This window comes from Rahnella sp. EDr1-12, assembly GCF_049206505.1.
In the GTDB taxonomy this organism is placed as follows: Bacteria; Pseudomonadota; Gammaproteobacteria; order Enterobacterales; family Enterobacteriaceae; genus Rahnella; species Rahnella rivi.
The window spans coordinates 1,540,968-1,559,178 of record NZ_JBLZNY010000001.1 but is presented as its reverse complement, the minus strand read 5'-3'; the positions used below and the strand labels follow the sequence as shown (position 1 = coordinate 1,559,178).

17 protein-coding genes are annotated in these 18,211 nt (G+C 49.7%); 4 read left to right on the top strand and 13 right to left on the bottom strand.

Annotated features, from left to right (window positions below; all coding sequences use genetic code 11):
* Positions 1-467: 467 nt before the first annotated feature.
* The 4 genes from ACO0U8_RS07285 to can all read right to left on the bottom strand — a co-directional run bounded on the left by ACO0U8_RS07285 (position 468) and on the right by can (position 6,665).
* Positions 468-2,243: an AIPR family protein gene (locus ACO0U8_RS07285; RefSeq protein ID WP_217203541.1), complete on the bottom strand. Its 1,776-nt coding sequence runs from the start codon at positions 2,241-2,243 to the stop codon at positions 468-470.
* Between the two features lie 538 nt (positions 2,244-2,781).
* Positions 2,782-3,477, bottom strand: coding sequence for a nucleotidyltransferase domain-containing protein (locus tag ACO0U8_RS07280; RefSeq protein ID WP_217203540.1), 696 nt, complete (start codon positions 3,475-3,477; stop codon positions 2,782-2,784).
* The gene (locus ACO0U8_RS07275) at positions 3,474-4,709 is read right to left on the bottom strand and encodes a pentapeptide repeat-containing protein (RefSeq protein WP_421670540.1); all 1,236 of its coding nucleotides are present in this window, start codon (positions 4,707-4,709) and stop codon (positions 3,474-3,476) included. Before ACO0U8_RS07275 ends, ACO0U8_RS07280 begins: the two co-directional genes overlap by 4 nt.
* 1,299 nt (positions 4,710-6,008) lie before the next feature.
* Positions 6,009-6,665: a carbonate dehydratase gene (gene can / locus ACO0U8_RS07270; RefSeq protein WP_056774718.1), complete on the bottom strand. Its 657-nt coding sequence runs from the start codon at positions 6,663-6,665 to the stop codon at positions 6,009-6,011.
* Between the two features lie 135 nt (positions 6,666-6,800).
* Between can and ACO0U8_RS07265 the strand changes: the two genes are divergently transcribed.
* Positions 6,801-7,724 carry an ABC transporter ATP-binding protein gene (locus ACO0U8_RS07265; protein WP_056774722.1) on the top strand — a complete coding sequence of 308 codons (924 nt, stop codon included), beginning with the start codon at positions 6,801-6,803 and terminating at the stop codon, positions 7,722-7,724.
* On the top strand, positions 7,724-8,494 hold the full coding sequence (locus ACO0U8_RS07260) for an ABC transporter permease (protein WP_056774725.1): 771 nt from the start codon (positions 7,724-7,726) through the stop codon (positions 8,492-8,494). Before ACO0U8_RS07265 ends, ACO0U8_RS07260 begins: the two co-directional genes overlap by 1 nt.
* Positions 8,495-8,535: 41 nt before the next feature.
* Here the strand turns inward: ACO0U8_RS07260 and panD are convergent, their stop codons facing one another.
* The 3 genes from panD to panB form a co-directional block, all read right to left on the bottom strand.
* Entirely contained in the window at positions 8,536-8,916 is a 381-nt protein-coding gene (panD, locus tag ACO0U8_RS07255) for an aspartate 1-decarboxylase (protein ID WP_056774729.1), read from the bottom strand.
* Positions 8,917-9,021: 105 nt separating this feature from the next.
* On the bottom strand, positions 9,022-9,876 hold the full coding sequence (gene panC, locus ACO0U8_RS07250) for a pantoate--beta-alanine ligase (RefSeq protein ID WP_183848620.1): 855 nt from the start codon (positions 9,874-9,876) through the stop codon (positions 9,022-9,024).
* A 15-nt stretch (positions 9,877-9,891) separates the two neighbouring features.
* The gene (gene panB, locus ACO0U8_RS07245) at positions 9,892-10,686 is read right to left on the bottom strand and encodes a 3-methyl-2-oxobutanoate hydroxymethyltransferase (protein WP_112287803.1); all 795 of its coding nucleotides are present in this window, start codon (positions 10,684-10,686) and stop codon (positions 9,892-9,894) included.
* A gap of 158 nt (positions 10,687-10,844) precedes the next feature.
* Between panB and qseB the strand changes: the two genes are divergently transcribed.
* Positions 10,845-11,522, top strand: coding sequence for a quorum sensing response regulator transcription factor QseB (qseB, locus tag ACO0U8_RS07240; protein ID WP_217202829.1), 678 nt, complete (start codon positions 10,845-10,847; stop codon positions 11,520-11,522).
* A 5-nt stretch (positions 11,523-11,527) separates the two neighbouring features.
* On the top strand, positions 11,528-12,886 hold the full coding sequence (gene qseC, locus ACO0U8_RS07235) for a quorum sensing histidine kinase QseC (protein ID WP_217202857.1): 1,359 nt from the start codon (positions 11,528-11,530) through the stop codon (positions 12,884-12,886).
* A gap of 5 nt (positions 12,887-12,891) precedes the next feature.
* On the opposite strand, the gene folK is transcribed toward qseC, so the two are convergent.
* From folK to thpR, 6 genes are all read right to left on the bottom strand, one after another.
* Positions 12,892-13,371: a 2-amino-4-hydroxy-6-hydroxymethyldihydropteridine diphosphokinase gene (gene folK / locus ACO0U8_RS07230; protein ID WP_122094117.1), complete on the bottom strand. Its 480-nt coding sequence runs from the start codon at positions 13,369-13,371 to the stop codon at positions 12,892-12,894.
* A complete protein-coding gene (gene pcnB / locus ACO0U8_RS07225) occupies positions 13,368-14,696 on the bottom strand; it encodes a polynucleotide adenylyltransferase PcnB (protein WP_217202858.1) in 1,329 nt (442 codons plus the stop codon). Before pcnB ends, folK begins: the two co-directional genes overlap by 4 nt.
* Before the next feature lie 489 nt (positions 14,697-15,185).
* Complete coding sequence (gene gluQRS / locus ACO0U8_RS07220; protein ID WP_217202830.1) at positions 15,186-16,052, bottom strand: tRNA glutamyl-Q(34) synthetase GluQRS; 867 nt, start codon at positions 16,050-16,052, stop codon at positions 15,186-15,188.
* 81 nt (positions 16,053-16,133) lie between these two features.
* Positions 16,134-16,589 (bottom strand): RNA polymerase-binding protein DksA, encoded by a 456-nt coding sequence (gene dksA / locus ACO0U8_RS07215; protein WP_013576943.1) that lies wholly within the window; start codon positions 16,587-16,589, stop codon positions 16,134-16,136.
* Positions 16,590-16,842: 253 nt separating this feature from the next.
* Positions 16,843-17,553, bottom strand: coding sequence for a DNA/RNA nuclease SfsA (gene sfsA / locus ACO0U8_RS07210; protein WP_056774757.1), 711 nt, complete (start codon positions 17,551-17,553; stop codon positions 16,843-16,845).
* A gap of 21 nt (positions 17,554-17,574) precedes the next feature.
* Positions 17,575-18,117, bottom strand: a complete 543-nt coding sequence (gene thpR, locus ACO0U8_RS07205; RefSeq protein ID WP_421670539.1) for an RNA 2',3'-cyclic phosphodiesterase — start codon at positions 18,115-18,117, stop codon at positions 17,575-17,577.
* Positions 18,118-18,211 lie beyond the last annotated feature (94 nt).

Genomic DNA, 18,211 nt, shown 5'->3' with positions numbered 1-18,211 from the left:
CGGTGCGTCTTAATTTCATTTTACCTGCCGCAGCCACACTCAGAAAATAGCTCCAATGTGCATTCCTTTCAAGAGGGGTATGGAAAACCACAATGAAGAAGTGTTGCACATCAGCGCGAGCAAAATGTGCGATTTTCCATGCTACACCTCGGCGCGCGCAATGTTACCCGCCTGCCCGTTTCTGACTTGGTTCACTGTTTTTAATGCATGTGTCAGAGCGACGCTAAGCCCAGCTAGAGCGGCATTCTCATGTCTTTTGATCCTTTCTGGATCATGCAAAATCATGCAGGTGATGCATGCGGAGGAGTACCGTTATCGGTAATGGAATTTTTTGGGCTTAATTTCTTCTTCTTTTAAATTAAATTGCAAAAGGCCAATTATGATCTCACTAGTAATTTAACTTGCAATTTCATCAGTATTTGAATTGTAGATAATAAATTGGATGTGATGAACACATCCAATTTTTATTAGAATGTTACATTTTTTGTAAAATCTGGAAGTAGTGTTGGGAAATCATCCCTATACATATCCATATCGCTCTGGAATCTCTGGATCGCGTCAGTAATATCTTTTCGGTGAGATAGCCGACCTTCTGTAGCCGGATCTAACACACTAGAACGTGTAAGGATTCTAGTTATTACAGTTTTCCATAGTTCTATCGCCTCTAAGCGAGAAATTGAATCTTTAAATGAAACAATGTATTTGTTTGGGATGGCTCTTCCCATGATTATTTCAATAATACTAGATGTTGCATTTATTATTAAAAGTGAAACTCCTGGTCTGCTCAAAAATAACTGTTTTACTTTGTCAACTTCTGGTAGTTCACCATGCCGATACAAGTCAGCATAGTGTTTTTTAATCTGACTAATAGCCTCGTTGAGAGTATATACAAAAACAATATGCCCTTTTGTTATTGAGTCGTCGAATGCCTTTTTATATAAGATGTCATCATCCCAAATGTCCTTTTTATTGTGATAAGCGTTTGTTGGATGAAAATGAAAAGCAATTAGAATTTGAGCTACAGTATCTGTCGGTAAAAGCATTCTTTTTTGAGTTGGTGTAAGAGTTTTACGTAGCCCACCAGTGTATAAAACATCTTTGCTGCTAACAAAACTTTCACGAAGTCTGCGCTGAATAGCATCACTTGATCTGAAGTCAGAACGTAACACTTTATTTTGCGAGTTATTCGCAAGGGTGATTTTTTGGATTTGATCCTCATCCTCAACCTTAATGAATCTAATGCCGATTTTTAAATTATCGCTAACATCACGATCAGTATTCGAGATGCTGCCAGTAGTCTGTGCACCGTTTACAATTGAGATGCCTGTTATTGTATTTAGATTTCCTAACGTGGAACCATCGCAAACAGGGGTGTATCTAAAATCATGTACTAATGCAGTGATACCATTATTGTATACGAAGAAGTCCCCAGCATTTTCAACGGCACTGCGTTGAATCTCTTTGTTTATCGATAAATCTCTACCATTACTTCCCATATATGAACGCACATTAGCGCTAAATAATTTATCTTCGCCGTAGCTATCGTACAACTGTTTAAGGAAACTACCCTTTATAGATGTTACAAATGAAACCCAAGAGCCAGGTTTCGATTCAACAAAACCAGCTAAATCTTCTGTGTTAATTTGGTCTGAAATAAGGATAGGGCTATGCTGTGCATTATATAATTCATCAAGAGTCTCTAAACCAACTTGCTTTGAATCGACCCTAATACTCTGATCTTTATATAGATGATTTAGCTTGTCTATAACGGAGCGACCAATCGCATGGAGAGGTCTCCCGCACTCATCAGTTTCAGGGCAATTGTGTAAAAACCAAATGTTAATTCTATCTATTTCGCTCTTTTCTAAAGCATCCCTAGCATCTTCAACCTGGCGTCTTATGCGTAGAGGCACCTTTTCAATATCTGCCGAAAATAATGCAGTTTCTGCATATGATGACTCTTGTGCTTTAGTTGGCTTTGCACCCAACGGCCGAAAAAGAGGGGATTGGAAAGATTGTATTAAATAAATTCTCCTCCCCTCACGATCAACAAGTAATACATCAATATTTTCATCATCTCCGCCCTCTGTGATTATATCAGGAGCTAAGAGATTTATATCATCAAATTCTCCATGCAATTCTAAGGCGTAGAGGGCGGAATTTAGATTACCATGTACCTTAAGATCTTCTCTTTGTTGTAGTGCTACCCAATAAGGGCTGTCATTGAGCTGTGTATATTTCATTTGACCACCAATTTTATTTGAAAATACATGAATATTTTATGAGAACTTAGATTACTTCAAAGAAACTTTGGCATAATTGCTCTAACTTTAACTAATTATTTAATTCTTGGAAATTTTTTTAATGATGTAAGTTGCATTTTAAATGTATGTGTTTGTTAAATATGATTTTTTTCTATAAATCAAAGGGGATAATATGAGTTTTTTTCGCACATGTAACTCTTTATCCAAACTTCTGTGGTATTTGTGTAGTCTGCATCACGAAAGTTATCGAAGTTGGACGCTATAAAGTAGGTTCCAGCCTGGCAATCACTCCCATTTGAGGTGGCTTTCTTTCTTTCAAACCCACAGTTAGTGACAGGACTCGAACGTCAGTTCGCGCTGGATTTACTTAGTAGATAAATATCATTATTCAAAGTGTTTAGTCATTAACTCCTGAATTATATAATCAGAATGCTTTAGGATGTTTCAACACCTATGTATGGACTTGTATAAATCTTTCATCAAGTGATAACAATGAAATATCCATGTAGTTTAATTGTCACGTATAGGACTCATACATTAACTGAGCTACGGTATTTTTAAGTATTCCTTCACTGTTAACCAGATATTCAGATTCCTGATGTGAAGGCTTGCAATATTGGATCTCACTCAAAAAAATACGTAATAACTGTAAGTTAACTAAAGAGCAACCGCTATTTTCTCTTGGGTTTATTAGTTGTAGGAAGTCTTGGTATGAAATATTTTTATGAACACTATGACCATGAAAAGCAATATCAGGCTTTGCAAAGGAAATGTTCCCATTCTCAGCCATTAACGATAGGATGTATGTTCTAACACACCAAGCAATGCGCTTGTTTGCAACAAGCCAATTTCTTATTGTAGACTGCTCTTTGAGAATAATACTCCCCATTAAGAATGCTAAGCGCCTATCTTTATTGTAATTGTCTTTGTATTTGAAGCTTGAACAAATATCATTAAACAACTCTTCATTAACTAATGCTATCCCTTCTTGTTTTATATGTAACGCAAATAGTTCACCATCATGCATCATCTTACGTAGATGTGATTTTGAATATATTGCTAAGTTAACTTTATTAACATTAATCATTTGATGATTTTCTCGAACAACGATGCCGAGTAAATCAACGTCAGAATAACTATCATTGTCTCCTCTTGCATGAGATCCTATTACAGCAAGGCATTCCAGTTTATTATCTTTAATAATTTTATTCATAATCTGGTAACGCTTATCTTATTTATTAATGATGGTATCGCAACGGCATACCAGAATAAACCGATTAACATGTTAGTTAGCAATACATATTGTTTGAATAAGCTATCGTGGTTGGATATGTGTTTTGTGTAGCCTGCAAGGAATGTTATATCGAAGCTTTTTATCAATGATGAAAAGAAAAAATAAATACTCTCTGTATGCACATGTGCAATTTTGACTCCTTCTGTATCCGTTGCGTAGTTCACCCATCCTTTGTCCATAATAAAGTATAAAACAGAATATGCCATAAGTATGGCGAAACCGATTGCAAGAACTCTTTGAATACTACCACCCCAATTATTCATAAAGCCAAAGAGCTTCACAATTATTTTTTCAATATGATATGTATGCTGGCGTGCTTTCAAAAATTTAACTTTAAAACTACTAGTTAAAATGTACCATAATTCTTTGCTCTCTGTAGTTTTACATTCAACCTTTTTTTCTTCAATATTCGAGCTTAATGTTGCTATTCTTTTGAGGTTGTAATATTTTTTTTCATTTATTTTTTTTAAGCATAAATTTTTCAATGACGAGTAGTAAAAGTCATCATTTGAACAGGACTGGGTGGACGCCAATATATTTCTTGATAGTTTGACTATGCTTTTCGCTAACCGATATTCTTCTTCTGGTAGATTAAGATTTTTATAACCCTCAGGCTTTTCATTGAATGCTTCGTATGTTTTTTTGAAGAAACTAATTGCATTTATTTCAGTGTCTTCAAATTTAGTTGAGCTTCCAGATATTGAGAGATTATAGAATTTGCAATTTTCATCAAAAATACATCTATAAAATCTAGATTGAGAAAATGAGCATGAGTTGAATTTACAATTTACGAAATTTACATCATTGAATCTACTAAATGAAAAATAACAAAGATGGAATTCGCAGTTTTTTATAGTTATTTTTTTTCCAAGATTGTTTCCGGAGAAATCACAGGAATCAAATTTCACCTCCTGTATAAATAGACTTTTATCAGGTGAAGCGTCATCGTGTCGAAGATCATTTTTTTCTATGGAGATATTCTTATTATTAACGATATTCTTACTTTTAGTAGTATTAGGGATATCAGTTAAAATAGCATTTTCGAAAACGGTTAAATCTATTTTAGGATTGAATACTACATCCCAATTATTTTCTTTCCTATGCAGTCTGATTGTTTTCAAAAAGCTCTTAAACTTATCATCTTGCTCCATATTTAGATGTTCCAATTTAATCTAGTGTAGATGGATGGGGTCAATATTAATCCAATTGAGAGGAAAGATGCAACACGGTTTTGTTTATGTACATCTAGTATTTGGCCTCAGCTAGCCACAAAAAACCTTCATCTAAAGCTTATTATTATTCGATGCAAAGTTCTACCTATCAGCATGCTCACTAGTGCGCGACGCTCTGTGTCTGTGTCTGTGTCTGTGTCTGTGTCTGTGTCTGTGTCTGTGTCTGTGTCTGTATCTCTGTCTGTGAATTGGTCATGGTCAGCGCCGTCTACCTAGTCAATTCTGTTTCCAACTCTCGGTTTTTTGGCTAAATTTAGCTCTCTCGTAGAATTATTGACAGAACTTCTAGTGTTCCGCCGTGATGTTGTGTTTCATCAATTCGCGTTCGATTTCCGGCAAACGCGCCCGTTCTTCTGCCGTCAATCTTGCCGACGGGTCAATATCACGGCCTTTTGTTGGGTCAAAACTTCGCTGCGCCTTGCTGACTCTCGGTGCTTCCTCCCTTATACGCGCCACAATCGCCTCACGGCGGCTGTGTCTGTCCAGTCAATATGAGAACTGGATGCTGTTGGCGCGCTCCCATCCCGGCTATCACGCCAATCTGTAGTCTGTTCCGTTCCACCTAACCCACAGTTACCGACAGAACTCCAAGGCGCACCGGAGGCGCTTTTTGCGGTCAAAACCTCAGAATCCACGCTACGTCATTGAGTGGTACGCATTTCATCAACATGAGATTCGCCAAGGTGAGGCGCAAAATACCCACAACCTTTTTCATTTATTCATCGCAGGTATTCAGCTCATTGGCAACGCGACGTGCTACGCAGAGAGTCTGTTCGTCACGCGCTACATTAGCGCCGCCCTGGGCAGTCATGTAAGCCATAACGTCACCGGCACAGAGTCCATCAGCAGTTCGCTGGTTTCGACATTCTCCAGGTCGCGGCTTTTCAGATAATCCAGATTCGACAGGCGGCGGGAACATAATCACCCTGCAAAGAATTCCCGGACGCGCGAATATCAACCAGACAATGGTCTATGTTCATTTCGCGCCGGACTTCCTGCAGGACGCAATTTCCTTCAATCCACTGAGGGGAAAAGCGGGGCTGGAGTGTCCACATAGTGTCCACACCTGAGCATCTTTGTAGGTCTTACAGCTGCTTACAGTATTTATAACTCATTGATTTATAGTGTTAGCGTTGTAAGTGCAGGAAAAATAAATAACAAAAAAGGCACATTTTTGTGCCTTTTGTTTTTTGAATTTCTGTAGAGTAGTGCGGCTTGTTATTGCGGGTCGCCGTTGAGCAGGGCGGAGACACCCTGGCGGTAGCGCTGTTCCAGCGTTTCGCGGCTGGTGGCGTCGACTTCGAGGTTGCGCAGACGTCCGTCCTGAATGCCGTAAACCCAGCCGTGCAGCGTGACTTTCTGGCCGCGTTTCCAGGCCGATTGCATCACGGTGGAGTGGCCGAGGTTATAAACTTGTTCAACCACGTTCAGTTCGCACAACTTGTCGAGGCGCTTTTCTGGCGACAGTTCGCCCAGCAGGGAGCTGTGTTTGTACCAGATGTCCCGGATATGCAACAACCAGTTATTTATCAAACCCAGTTCAGGGTTTTCAACCGCCGCCTGCACACCGCCACAGCCGTAGTGACCGCAGATAATCACGTGTTCGACTTCCAGCACGTCGATAGCATATTGCACCACGGACAGGCAGTTAAGGTCGGTGTGAATGACCAGGTTGGCAACGTTACGGTGAACGAAAAGTTCACCCGGCTCCAGCCCTGTCAGGCGTTCGGCAGGCACACGGCTGTCAGAACAGCCAATCCACAGGAAACGGGGTTTTTGAGATTGGGAAAGCCGCTCAAAGAAACCAGGATCTTCATCAATCATGGTTTTGGACCAGGCTGCGTTATTGCTGATGAGTCTTTCTATGTCATTCATTGATGTTAATAGCCTGTGTTACGAGCTGACTGCGATGGAGTAATATAGGGCAATGCCCCGACTTTTCAAACTGATTCGGCATCTCCGTTTACTCATTCTTACAACAGGGTTTTCACAAGAAGGTACGCTCCCTTTATGAATTACGCATTGGAACTGGAAAAGTTAACCAAAACTTACGCCGGTGGTGTACAGGCTTTGCGTGGAATCGATCTGCGCGTCGAAGCCGGCGATTTTTATGCCCTGCTTGGGCCAAACGGTGCGGGTAAATCCACCACCATTGGCATCATCAGTTCACTGGTCAACAAATCCGCTGGCAAAGTGCGGGTGTTTGGTTACGACATCGATAAAGACATCGTCAACGCCAAACGCCAGCTCGGGCTGGTGCCGCAGGAATTTAACTTCAACCCGTTTGAAACGGTCATGCAGGTGGTGGTGAATCAGGCCGGTTATTACGGCGTGCCGCGTCCGCTGGCGCTGCAACGCGCCGAAAAATACCTGACCCAGCTGGATCTGTGGGGCAAACGCAACGAGCGTTCGCGCATGCTGTCCGGCGGGATGAAACGCCGTCTGATGATTGCCCGTGCACTGATGCATGAGCCAAAACTGCTGATCCTCGATGAGCCGACGGCGGGCGTGGACATCGAGCTGCGCCGCTCTATGTGGGGCTTCCTGAAAGAGCTGAATGCGCAGGGCACCACCATCATTCTGACCACGCACTATCTGGAAGAAGCAGAAATGTTGTGCCGCAACATCGGCATCATTCAGGGCGGCCAGCTGGTGGAAAACACCAGCATGAAAGAACTGCTGTCGAAGCTGAAATCCGAAACCTTCATCCTGGATTTAGGGGTGAAAAGCCCGCTTCCGGTGCTGGAAGGCTACCGCAGCCAGCTGACGGACACGTCAACGCTGGAAGTGGAAGTGATGCGCGAGCAGGGCCTGAACTCGTTGTTCAGCCAGCTGAGTAAGCAGGGTGTGCAGGTATTGAGTATGCGTAACAAAGCGAACCGTCTGGAAGAGCTGTTTGTCACGCTGGTGAACGGCAGCGAGGAAAAGAAATAATGTCGCAACTGTATTGGGTGGCACTGAAAAGTATCTGGCTGAAAGAGATCAACCGGTTTGGGCGCATCTGGATCCAGACGCTGGTTCCGCCGGTCATCACCATGACGCTGTATTTCATCATCTTTGGGAATCTGATCGGCTCGCAAATCGGCAGCATGCATGGTTTTACTTACATGCAGTTTATCGTACCTGGCCTGATCATGATGGCGGTGATCACCAACTCGTACGCCAACGTGGCATCGTCGTTCTTCAGCGCCAAATTCCAGCGCAATATTGAAGAGCTGCTGGTGGCACCGGTGCCGACGCACGTGGTGATCGCCGGTTATGTCGGCGGCGGGGTGGCGCGTGGGATCTGCGTGGGGATCCTGGTGACGGCGATTTCCCTGTTCTTCGTGCCGCTGGTGATCCATTCCTGGTGGGTGATCGCGCTGACGCTGCTGCTGACCGCGATCCTGTTCTCGCTGGGCGGCCTGCTGAACGCAGTGTTTGCGACAACCTTTGATGATATCAGCCTGATCCCGACCTTCGTGCTGACGCCGCTGACCTATCTGGGTGGCGTGTTCTACTCGTTGTCCCTGCTGCCGCCTGTCTGGCAGGCGGTTTCCAAGCTCAACCCGATCGTCTACATGATCAGCGGTTTCCGCTACGGTTTCCTGGGGATTTCTGATGTGCCGCTGGTGTTTACCATGAGCGTGCTGGTGGCGTTTATTGCGGTGTTTTACCTGCTGGCGTGGTACCTGATTGAACGCGGTCGCGGCCTGAGAAGTTGATTTTTGCTTTGCTCCTCCCCCTTCGCAGGGGGAGGATTTTATTATGCCACCTGAACCGGCACGGCTTTCGCGGTGCGTTTCAGCTGGTTTTCACCTTCGAAATAAGCCACTTTCGGTTTGTGCTGACGAGCCTGTTCATCTGACATCTGCACGTATGAACAGATGATCAGCAGATCGCCGACGCAGGCACAGCGCGCTGCCGCACCGTTGACCGAAATAATCCGCGAACCGCGTTCTGCCGCGATGGCGTAGGTCGAAAAACGCTGACCGTTATCAACGTTATAAATATCAATCGCTTCGTATTCCAGAATGCCTGAGGCATCGAGAAAATCCTGATCGATGGCGCAGGAACCTTCATAGTGCAAATCTGCCTGAGTGACGTGAACCCGGTGCAATTTGCCTTGCAGCATAGTGCGAATCATTGCTTCTACCCTTACTGACGTAAAAAGTCTGAGAATCTGCCGGGCTGAATACTAAAAATCCGATATCCAGCCGGCCAACATCTTTGCTGATTTGATCCGCGCTGTCTACTGCGTCAGATCAACCTGCTGGTTATCAATCAGCCGTGCCTTGCCCAGCCAGGCAGCCATCAGGATCACCGCTGATGTGCTGTCCACCGACAATTCCTGCAAGGTTTTCGCATCACGGATAAACAGTTCGTCCGGTGTGAAACCCGCCTGACGAAGTTGCTGTGCCGTGTCCTGCAACATCTCATCGATATGGCGCTCGCCCTGGCTCAGACGTTCCGCCAGCGCGTTCATGATCCTGTTCAGCTGCGGTGCGAGTTTACGTTCATCACTGGTCAGATAACCGTTACGTGAGCTCAGTGCCAGGCCATCTTTGGCGCGCACAATCGGCACACCGATAATCTCGATGTCATAGCCCATGTCTTCCACCATGGTGCGCAGCAGCGCCAGTTGCTGGAAGTCTTTCTGGCCGAAACAGGCCACCTGCGGTTGCACCAGATTGAACAGCTTGCTGACGATGGTCGAGACGCCACGGAAATGCCCCGGACGGCTCGCACCTTCCAGAATGGTGGAAATTACCGGCACATCGACCTGCGTTTGCGTCGCTAAACCTTTCGGATAGATTTCCGCAGGCGAAGGAGCGAACACCAGATCCACGCCGCGTTTATTCAGCTTCTCGCAGTCTTCCTGCAAGGTGCGCGGGTAGCGTTCGAGATCATCCGGGCGCTCGAACTGCATCGGGTTGACGAAAATACTCACCACCACCACATCGCCACGCGCTTTAGCTTCTTCCACCAGCGTCATGTGGCCTTCGTGCAGATTGCCCATGGTCGGCACAAGGGCGATGCGTTTGTTATTCTTACGAAAATCCCGGATTTCGCGACGCAGCAGCGCCACGCTGTCAATGATCAACACGGATAGTGTCCCCGATTATTTAAAGGAATGTTCTTCGCCCGGATACACGCCTTGCGCGACCTGATCGACGTAAAGGCGGACTGCGCCACGAATATCACCGGCTTCGCTGAGGAAGTCTTTGGCGAATTTCGGCGTGTGACCGCCGGTGATGCCGAACGCATCATGCATCACCAGAATCTGGCCGTCGGTGACGTTACCGGCGCCAATGCCGATCACCGGAATGCTCAGCTCCTCGGTCACGCGGCGCGCCAGTTCAACGGGCACACATTCGAGCACCAGCAGTTGTGCGCCAGCTTCTTCCAGCATCATCGCATCTTTGATCAGCTGGTTAGCGGCAACTTCATCGCGGCCCTGCACCTTATAGCCACCGAAGATATTTACCGACTGCGGCGTCAGCCCCAGATGGCCGCACACCGGCACGGCGCGCTCGGTCAGCATGCGGACTGTGTCACACAGCCAGCTGCCACCTTCAAGTTTGACCATATTGCCGCCCGCGCGCATCAGCACAGCAGCGCTTTCAAACGCCTGCTCCGGCGTGGCGTAACTCATGAACGGCAGGTCAGCCAGCAATAACGCGTGAGGTGCGCCACGACGCACGCAGCGCGTGTGATAAGCAATCTCTTCTACGGTGACCGGCAGCGTGGAATCCTGACCCTGAACGACCATGCCCAGAGAATCGCCAATCAGCATGACGCTGATACCCTGTTCTGCGAACAGTTGCGCGAAACTGGCGTCATAGGCGGTAATGGTCGCAAATTTATGTTTTTCCTGCTTCCATTGGCGAAGCTGGCTCAGCGTGGTTGGTTTCATGAACACTTTCCTTTGAATAATTCATCGGATGAATATGATGCCGGTATTCTACTGTATGTGCTGAAAGGCAAACAGCACGATCAATGCGTGACTCATTGATCCAGCTCTTAAGAAATGATTAAGAAGCGTCACCTATAATGGGAAAAACGGAGGGAACCATGCGAATTCTGTTAGTTGAAGACGACAAAATGATCGGTGACGGTATTAAGGCCGGGCTGACGAAACTGGGGTTTACGCTCGACTGGTTCACCGACGGGCTGACCGGCAAAGTTGCGCTGGACAGCGCGCCTTACGATGCCGTGATCCTTGATTTAAGCCTGCCGGGAATGGACGGGATGCAACTGCTGCGCGAATGGCGAAATGCCGGACGCGATACGCCGGTGCTTATCCTCACCGCGCGGGATGCGCTGGAGCAACGCGTCGGCGGGTTGCAGGCCGGTGCCGATGACTATCTGTGCAAACCCTTTGCGCTGGTGGAAGTGGCGGCGCGTTTACAGGCGCTGATCCGCCGACGTCACGGCGTTGTCACCTCAAAAGTGATCCACGGCGGTATCGAGTTTGATCCTGCTGCGCGCAGCGTCACGCTCAACGGCGACACCGTCACCCTGACGCCGCGCGAAGTGGCGGTGCTGGAACTGTTTCTTAATAACAAAGGCCGCGTGCTGGCCCGTACGCTGATTCAGGAAAAACTCTATAGCTGGGACGATGACGTCAGCAGCAACGCGGTCGAGGTGCACATTCACCATCTGCGCAGCAAGCTCGGCAAAGGGTTTATCCGCACCGTTCACGGCGTCGGTTATACGCTGGGCGATGCGCAATCAGGGGAACCGGTGTGAAAGAGCTGAAAAACCTCAGTCTGCGCCTGCGGCTGATCCTGATTTTTTCAGTGCTGGCGCTGCTTACCTGGCTGATTGCCAGCGGCGTGGCATGGCATCAGACCCGTAAACACATCAACGAAGTGTTCGACACCCAGCAAATGCTGTTTGCCAAACGCCTTGCTGCCACCGGCCTCGGTGAGCGTCTGAATGAGCAGAAAAATACCGAACTGCCGGACACCAAAAAATGGGTGCACAAAGGCTCACGCGGCCATACCGATGATGACGCGCTGACGTTTGCCATCTTCAACCGGCAGGGCGATATGTTGCTCAACGACGGGGAGAAGGGCAGGCACATCCGTTTTGACCGCGACACGCTGGGCTTTAAAGATGTCGAGCTGAAAGGCGATGACGATCTTTGGCGGATGGTCTGGCTGACCTCGCCGGACGGGCAATACCGCGTTGCCGTCGGGCAGGAATATGATTACCGCAATGATATGGCATGGGGGCTGGTCAGCGGCCAGCTGACGCCGTGGCTGGCGTCTCTGCCGGTGCTGCTGCTGGCACTGATTTTGATGGTGACGCTGGAATTGCGGCCGCTTCGCCGTGTGGCAGAAGGCCTGCGGCAGCGTTCGCCGGAAGACGCCACGCCAATCAGTACCGATAAATTGCCGGGTGAAGTCTTGCCGCTGGCGGATGCGCTGAACTCACTGTTTACGCGAACCGGTGAAATGCTGGTTCGCGAGCGTCGTTTCACGTCCGATGCCGCGCATGAGTTGCGCAGCCCGCTGGCCGCGCTGCGGGTGCAAACCGAAGTGGTACAGCTTTCCGGTGACGACACCGAAATGCGCGAACATGCGCTGGAAAATCTGACCACCAGTATCGATCGCGCCACGCGGCTAGTGGATCAGTTGCTGACGCTTTCACGGCTGGAAAGCTTTGCGGAACCGGAAACGCTCGAGCGTGTCGACTGGTCTTCGCTGGTCGTGCAAAGTCTGGCGGAACAGGATCACCGTGCGCACAGCAAAGGGATCGAACTGCGTTTTGAGGATCATGGCACGCCACCGGAAATGCGCGGGCAATCGCTGCTGTTATCGCTGATGGTGAGAAACTTGCTGGATAATGCGATCCGCTATTCGCCTGCCGGGACTTACATCACCATTACGCTGGATGCGCAGGGTTTATGCGTCGCCGATCAGGGGCCGGGGATCACCGGTGAACATCTTGCCAGGCTGGGCGAGCGTTTTTACCGGCCACCGGGACAGGAACAAACCGGCAGCGGGCTGGGGATTTCGATCGTGCAACGGATCGCACAGTTACATCAGATGAAGGTGGTCTACAGGAACAGGGCAGAAGGGGGGCTGGAAGTGCGGGTAAGTCGCTGAGCGACTTACCATTTCGTCAGGCCATTCAGGGGAACGCGTGCGAGCAGGCTTTGCAGCGTTTCACCGTCCGGGAACACCAGTTCGGGTGCCAGATCCGCCAGCGGATAGAGCATGAACTCGCGGTTTTTCATGTCGTAATGCGGCACGATCAACCGCTCGGTGTTGATCACCTGATCGCCGTAAATCAGCATATCGAGATCTAGCGTCCTCGGCCCCCATCGCTCGGCTTTACGCACGCGCCCCTGGTTTTTTTCAATCGCCTGTGTGCAATCGAGCAATTGTTCAGGAGGGAGAAGGGTATCAAGCGCCACCACGGCATTGAGATAATCCGGCTGATCTTGCGGCCCCAGCGGTTTACTGCGGTAAAACGGTGAGGCGGCCACAAAATGGGTGCGCGGCATGTGTGCCAGCGCCTCCAGTGCGCAATTTACCTGGTCCAATGGACGGGCAAGATTACTGCCCAGAGCCAGGTAAACGCGGATCATTGACCGCTATCCTTACGCGGAGCAGCCCGTTTGCGCGGACGGCGGGTGCGTGCACGGCGTGCCGGCACGGCATCTTCACCCAGCGTACCCAGCATCGTTTTCTGGGAGGCCGGAGTGGCTTCCTGGAATTCGCTCCACCATTCGGTCAGGCTTTGCAGCTCGCGATGCTGTTCTACGTCGGCACGCAGTGCCAGTAAATCGAAGGCGGCACGGAACTTAGGATGCTCCATCAGTTTGTGCGCACGCTTGCCCTGACGGCGTGAAAGACGCAGCTGCAATGCCCAGATATCACGCACCAGCGTGGTGATACGTTTAGGAATGGCCAGCGTGCGGCATTGCTCATCCAGCACATCGTTCATCGCCAGAGAGAAGGCGTCGTAATAGGTCAGACCGCCTTCCTGCGCCAGTTTCTGGGCATGTTCAATCACCGGATACCACAGCATGGCAGCGAACAGGAACGCCGGATTGACGCGCTGATCGTTGTGCAAACGGTGATCGGTGTTTTTCAACACCTGCAACAGGATGTGTTCCATCGGGCTGTCGCCGGCTTCAGTAAACTGGCGGGCAATCAGCGGGAACAACGGCTGGAACAGCTGGTATTCGCAAAGCTTCTTGTAGGTGGCGTAGCCGTAACCGGCCTGCAACAGCTTCAGGGATTCTTCGAACAGACGCGCTGGCGGAATTTCCTGCAACAGCGTGGCCAGACGTGGGATCGGCTCGGCAGTTTCCGGGCTGATTTTCATGTCCAGTTTTGCCGCGAAACGTACCGCACGCAGCATACGCACCGGATCTTCGCGATAGCGGGTTTCCGGATCGCCAATCAGACGGATAATGCCGTTTTGCAGATCGCGCAGACCGCCGGTGTAATCACGCACCGTAAAGTCGGCAACCCCGTAGTACAGGCTGTTGATGGTGAAGTCACGGCGCTGGGCATCATCTTCGATGGTGCCGAAAATATTGTCGCGCAGCAGCATTCCGTTCTGAGCCTGCTGGGACACATTCTTGTCGTCAGTTTCTTCGTACTGTTCGTGATGACCACGGAATGTCGCGACTTCGATGATTTCCGGGCCAAACATGACGTGCGCCAGACGGAAACGGCGACCGACCAGACGACAGTTACGGAACAGCTTACGAACCTGATCCGGCGTGGCGTTGGTGGTGATATCGAAATCTTTCGGTTTTTTATCCAGCAGCAAATCGCGCACGCCGCCACCGACCAGGAAGGCTTCAAAGCCAGACTTGTTCAGGCGGTACAGCACTTTCAGCGCGTTTTCGCTGATGTCACGACGAGAGATGTTGTGCTCATCGCGTGGAACAATAGTGATGGCGCGGGTTTCACCGGCATAGTCAAACGACGGACGAGGCTTCTGTACGTGCTCGACGGGGGCGCGTGGCTCACTGCGCTCACCGCGTTGATCGTTGCGTTCGCCGCGAGGCTGATAAGGCGTGGAGCGGCGATTGTTGTTGTTACGGCGCTCGCCCCGGTTCGCGTTGTCTTCCCGGCGGCCGCGATTTTCACGGCGTTGGTCGTTGTCACGACGCTCAGGATTTTTTGCCTTCACATTGCCTTCAGCCACAGGGGAAGGATCACGACGGGAAGTCTCCTCGCGATTAACTTCTGCATGAAGCGGGGCGTCGTCATGAACAGCCTTTTCTTCACGAATGACTTTATCTTCACGAACTAGCACCTTACGGCAAAAATTGGCTACTCGGGTAAAAATGGTACACCTCGATAGTGACTGAAAAATGGCGTGACGCAAAAACAGCGGCTAATCATAGCTCACGACAGGCTCTTTGAGAATGCCGATGTGCTTTTAAGCGTTCTGACGCGGGATATCTGCTGGCGTCCAATGTGTTATCGCCCAGCGTAATAATAAAGGCAACGTATAATCCTGCCAGTTTTCCGGCGAGGTTTGCCCTAAAAAATTCAGTGCGTTAATGATTACCGGACGTGGATCGCCTTCCGGCAAGGCGGGCGCATGATTCTGCTTCGAAAGCTTATCGCCTTTTTCATTGACCGCCAGTGGCAAATGCAGATAACCCGGTTGCGGGTAGCCAAGATGACGATACATCGAGATCTGGCGCACCGTCGGTTCGATCAAATCTGCTCCGCGCACAATGTGATTCACGCCCTGGAAATGGTCATCGACCACCACCGCAAGATTATAGGCGAACAGCCCGTCGCGGCGGCGGATAATAAAATCTTCTTCGGCAAGCGCCGCATTTGCCTGCAAGTGCCCCTGAAAATCATCGTCAAAACCGTATACCGGCAAGGTCTGATGCAGGCGGATCGCGGCGTTCTCTGGGCCTGACCCGAGCGTGCGGCAATGGCCATCATACACGCCGCCGGTGTGCGCAATGCGCTGACGGGTGCAGGTGCAATAATAACTTTTCTGTTGCTGATACAGTGCGTCGAGTACCGCCCGGTAAGCGTCATGCCGCGCCGACTGCCAGAGCACCTCGCCATCCCATTCCAGACCGTAACGCTCAAGCGTCGCTAAAATCCGGCCAGCAGAGCCCGGGACTTCGCGCGGCGGATCGATATCGTCGATGCGAACTTTCCATTGTCCGTGCTGAGCGCGGGCATGCAGATAACTGCCGAGTGCGGCAATCAGCGAACCAAAATGGAGATCACCGGAAGGTGAAGGTGCGAAACGACCAATGTAGGGTTTCAAAGACATGGCAGGGTTTCAAAGAAATCAGCGTGAAGAACGGCTTTATAAAGGAAACGCGGTGCATGACGCACCGCGTGGAACCCTGAATTAACCAGCCATCTGCTTTTCGCGGATTTCTGCCAGAGTTTTACAGTCGATACACAAATCAGCAGTTGGACGTGCTTCAAGACGGCGGATACCGATCTCAACGCCACAGGAATCGCAGTAACCGAAATCCTCGTCTTCTACTTTCTTCAGTGTTTTTTCAATCTTTTTGATGAGCTTGCGTTCGCGATCACGGTTACGCAGTTCAAGGCTAAATTCTTCTTCCTGAGCGGCACGGTCAACCGGATCAGGGAAGTTTGCAGCTTCGTCCTGCATATGCGAAACGGTACGGTCTACTTCATCCCTGAGCTGATTGCGCCATGCTTCAAGAATCTTTTTGAAGTGAGCCAGCTGAGCGTCGTTCATGTACTCTTCGCCCGGCTTCTCTTGATACGGCTGCACCCCAGCGATAGCGAGAATGCTCAAGGACGACGTCTTACGGGTTTGGCCTTCTTGCATGATGCTTCTCCTACATAACACGCACTATGTTCATCCGCCTGTAGATTGCAGTTTTGCTGCAAAGAATCGGGCTTCGAACATTTCGATCCCCAAAGGGGGAAAAAATCAGGCCGCTATAAATAACAGAAGGCAACGAGGTTAGCAATTATTCCTGACAGGTGCTTGACAAGCCTGTGAGGAAAAGCGTATTCGCGACCTGTTTTTTATGCCGCCGACGACGATTAACAGGGTTATCCGAACTGGGTTTATCCGTTTAGTACTTCGTGTCCAGCGGTAATCGTTCTGTGAGGCGGATACCCTCAGCAGAAAGTGCAGCACCGTAGCACATCACTTCTACACCATTATTCTGAACATGTTTGAGTAAATCAGAATATCGCGGATCAATATGGTGTGCGGCGGACACGCTTTCAATGCCTGAATGTAAAACAGCGAAGAAAAGAACGGCTCGCTGCCCCTGTTCTGCCATCGACTGTAACTCGCGCAAATGCTTCTGACCGCGCAGTGTGACTGCATCCGGGAAATATCCCTGCCCTTGATGCAGCAACGTGACAGATTTCACTTCAATATAGCAGTCAGGTTGATTTTCTGCCTGTAACATCAAGTCTATACGGCTATTTTCGGCGCCGTATTTTACTTCTGAAGTCAGTTTACTGTAACCGGATAATTCCGGAATGCGGTCCTGGGTGATGGCTTCGCGCACCAGCTGATTGGCGCGCAGCGTGTTGACGCAAATCCAGTGGTGTTGCTGAGTTTCGGTGAGTTCCCAGCTGTGGGCATACTTGCGTTTTGCGTTGTCAGAGGTGGAATACCAGACGGTATCGCCCGGCGTGGCGCAGCCGGTCATAGCGCCGGTATTGGCGCAGTGCAGCGTGATTTCGCGCCCGTCTGGCGTGATGACGTCAGCAAGAAAACGTTTGTAACGCGTGATCAGAGTGGCAGGTTGCAGCGCAGGCTCGAAGTGCATGACAGTTTCCAGTGAAATAAATTAAAGGGCAGGCGCATCAGCCAGCGGCCAGGTTTGCAGGCAGCGGTAACGCGTGCGCCCCCGCTCCCAGGTGGATTCATACAGGCTGAAGGCGTCGGCCTCCAGCAGCCAGTCGGGCGTCGCCGGAGGAATGGCGACCGGCCGCGTGGCGTTGCGATAAAGCGAAACGTGCGGATGAAACGGCAATGCACTTTGATAACAACCATTGCGCGCCGCGTGGGAGCGCAGCACCGAGGCCAGTTGCAGCAGCGCGTTGGGTGCCCGCCGGGTGCCGACCCACACCACGCCGGAGCCCGGCCAGTGGCCGATGTCATCAAGCCGCAGACTGAATTTATGCGCCTGAATGCGCCCGGCGATGCGGGTCAGGGCGTCGGCTTTCAGCTCACTGATTTCGCCGAGAAACGCCAGGGTGATATGCAGATTAGCGGCCGCAACGGGGCGTCCTGTCTCCGCCGGAAACTGCGCTGCGCGCCACTTTATCACCTGCTTTTGCAGTGCGGGCGGCAGTGACAAAGCGAAAAACAGACGGCGTTCGACAGACATATTCATTCCTGTGGCGGGCATTGCGGGTCATTCACGGCAACATGCCGGATGTGGGGCTAAATGCTACAATGCCCGCCGTTTAAAGTTAACTCTC

Bases quoted from the DNA above. Each gene is read 5' to 3' on its own strand.
- ACO0U8_RS07285 (WP_217203541.1), bottom strand. From the start codon at position 2,243: ATGAAATATACACAGCTCAATGACAGCCCTTATTGGGTAGCACTACAA.
- ACO0U8_RS07280 (WP_217203540.1), bottom strand. From the start codon at position 3,477: ATGAATAAAATTATTAAAGATAATAAACTGGAATGCCTTGCTGTAATA.
- ACO0U8_RS07275 (WP_421670540.1), bottom strand. From the start codon at position 4,709: ATGGAGCAAGATGATAAGTTTAAGAGCTTTTTGAAAACAATCAGACTG.
- can (WP_056774718.1), bottom strand. From the start codon at position 6,665: ATGAATGACATAGAAAGACTCATCAGCAATAACGCAGCCTGGTCCAAA.
- ACO0U8_RS07265 (WP_056774722.1), top strand. From the start codon at position 6,801: ATGAATTACGCATTGGAACTGGAAAAGTTAACCAAAACTTACGCCGGT.
- ACO0U8_RS07260 (WP_056774725.1), top strand. From the start codon at position 7,724: ATGTCGCAACTGTATTGGGTGGCACTGAAAAGTATCTGGCTGAAAGAG.
- panD (WP_056774729.1), bottom strand. From the start codon at position 8,916: ATGATTCGCACTATGCTGCAAGGCAAATTGCACCGGGTTCACGTCACT.
- panB (WP_112287803.1), bottom strand. From the start codon at position 10,686: ATGAAACCAACCACGCTGAGCCAGCTTCGCCAATGGAAGCAGGAAAAA.
- qseB (WP_217202829.1), top strand. From the start codon at position 10,845: ATGCGAATTCTGTTAGTTGAAGACGACAAAATGATCGGTGACGGTATT.
- folK (WP_122094117.1), bottom strand. From the start codon at position 13,371: ATGATCCGCGTTTACCTGGCTCTGGGCAGTAATCTTGCCCGTCCATTG.
- gluQRS (WP_217202830.1), bottom strand. From the start codon at position 16,052: ATGTCTTTGAAACCCTACATTGGTCGTTTCGCACCTTCACCTTCCGGT.
- dksA (WP_013576943.1), bottom strand. From the start codon at position 16,589: ATGCAAGAAGGCCAAACCCGTAAGACGTCGTCCTTGAGCATTCTCGCT.
- sfsA (WP_056774757.1), bottom strand. From the start codon at position 17,553: ATGCACTTCGAGCCTGCGCTGCAACCTGCCACTCTGATCACGCGTTAC.
- thpR (WP_421670539.1), bottom strand. From the start codon at position 18,117: ATGTCTGTCGAACGCCGTCTGTTTTTCGCTTTGTCACTGCCGCCCGCA.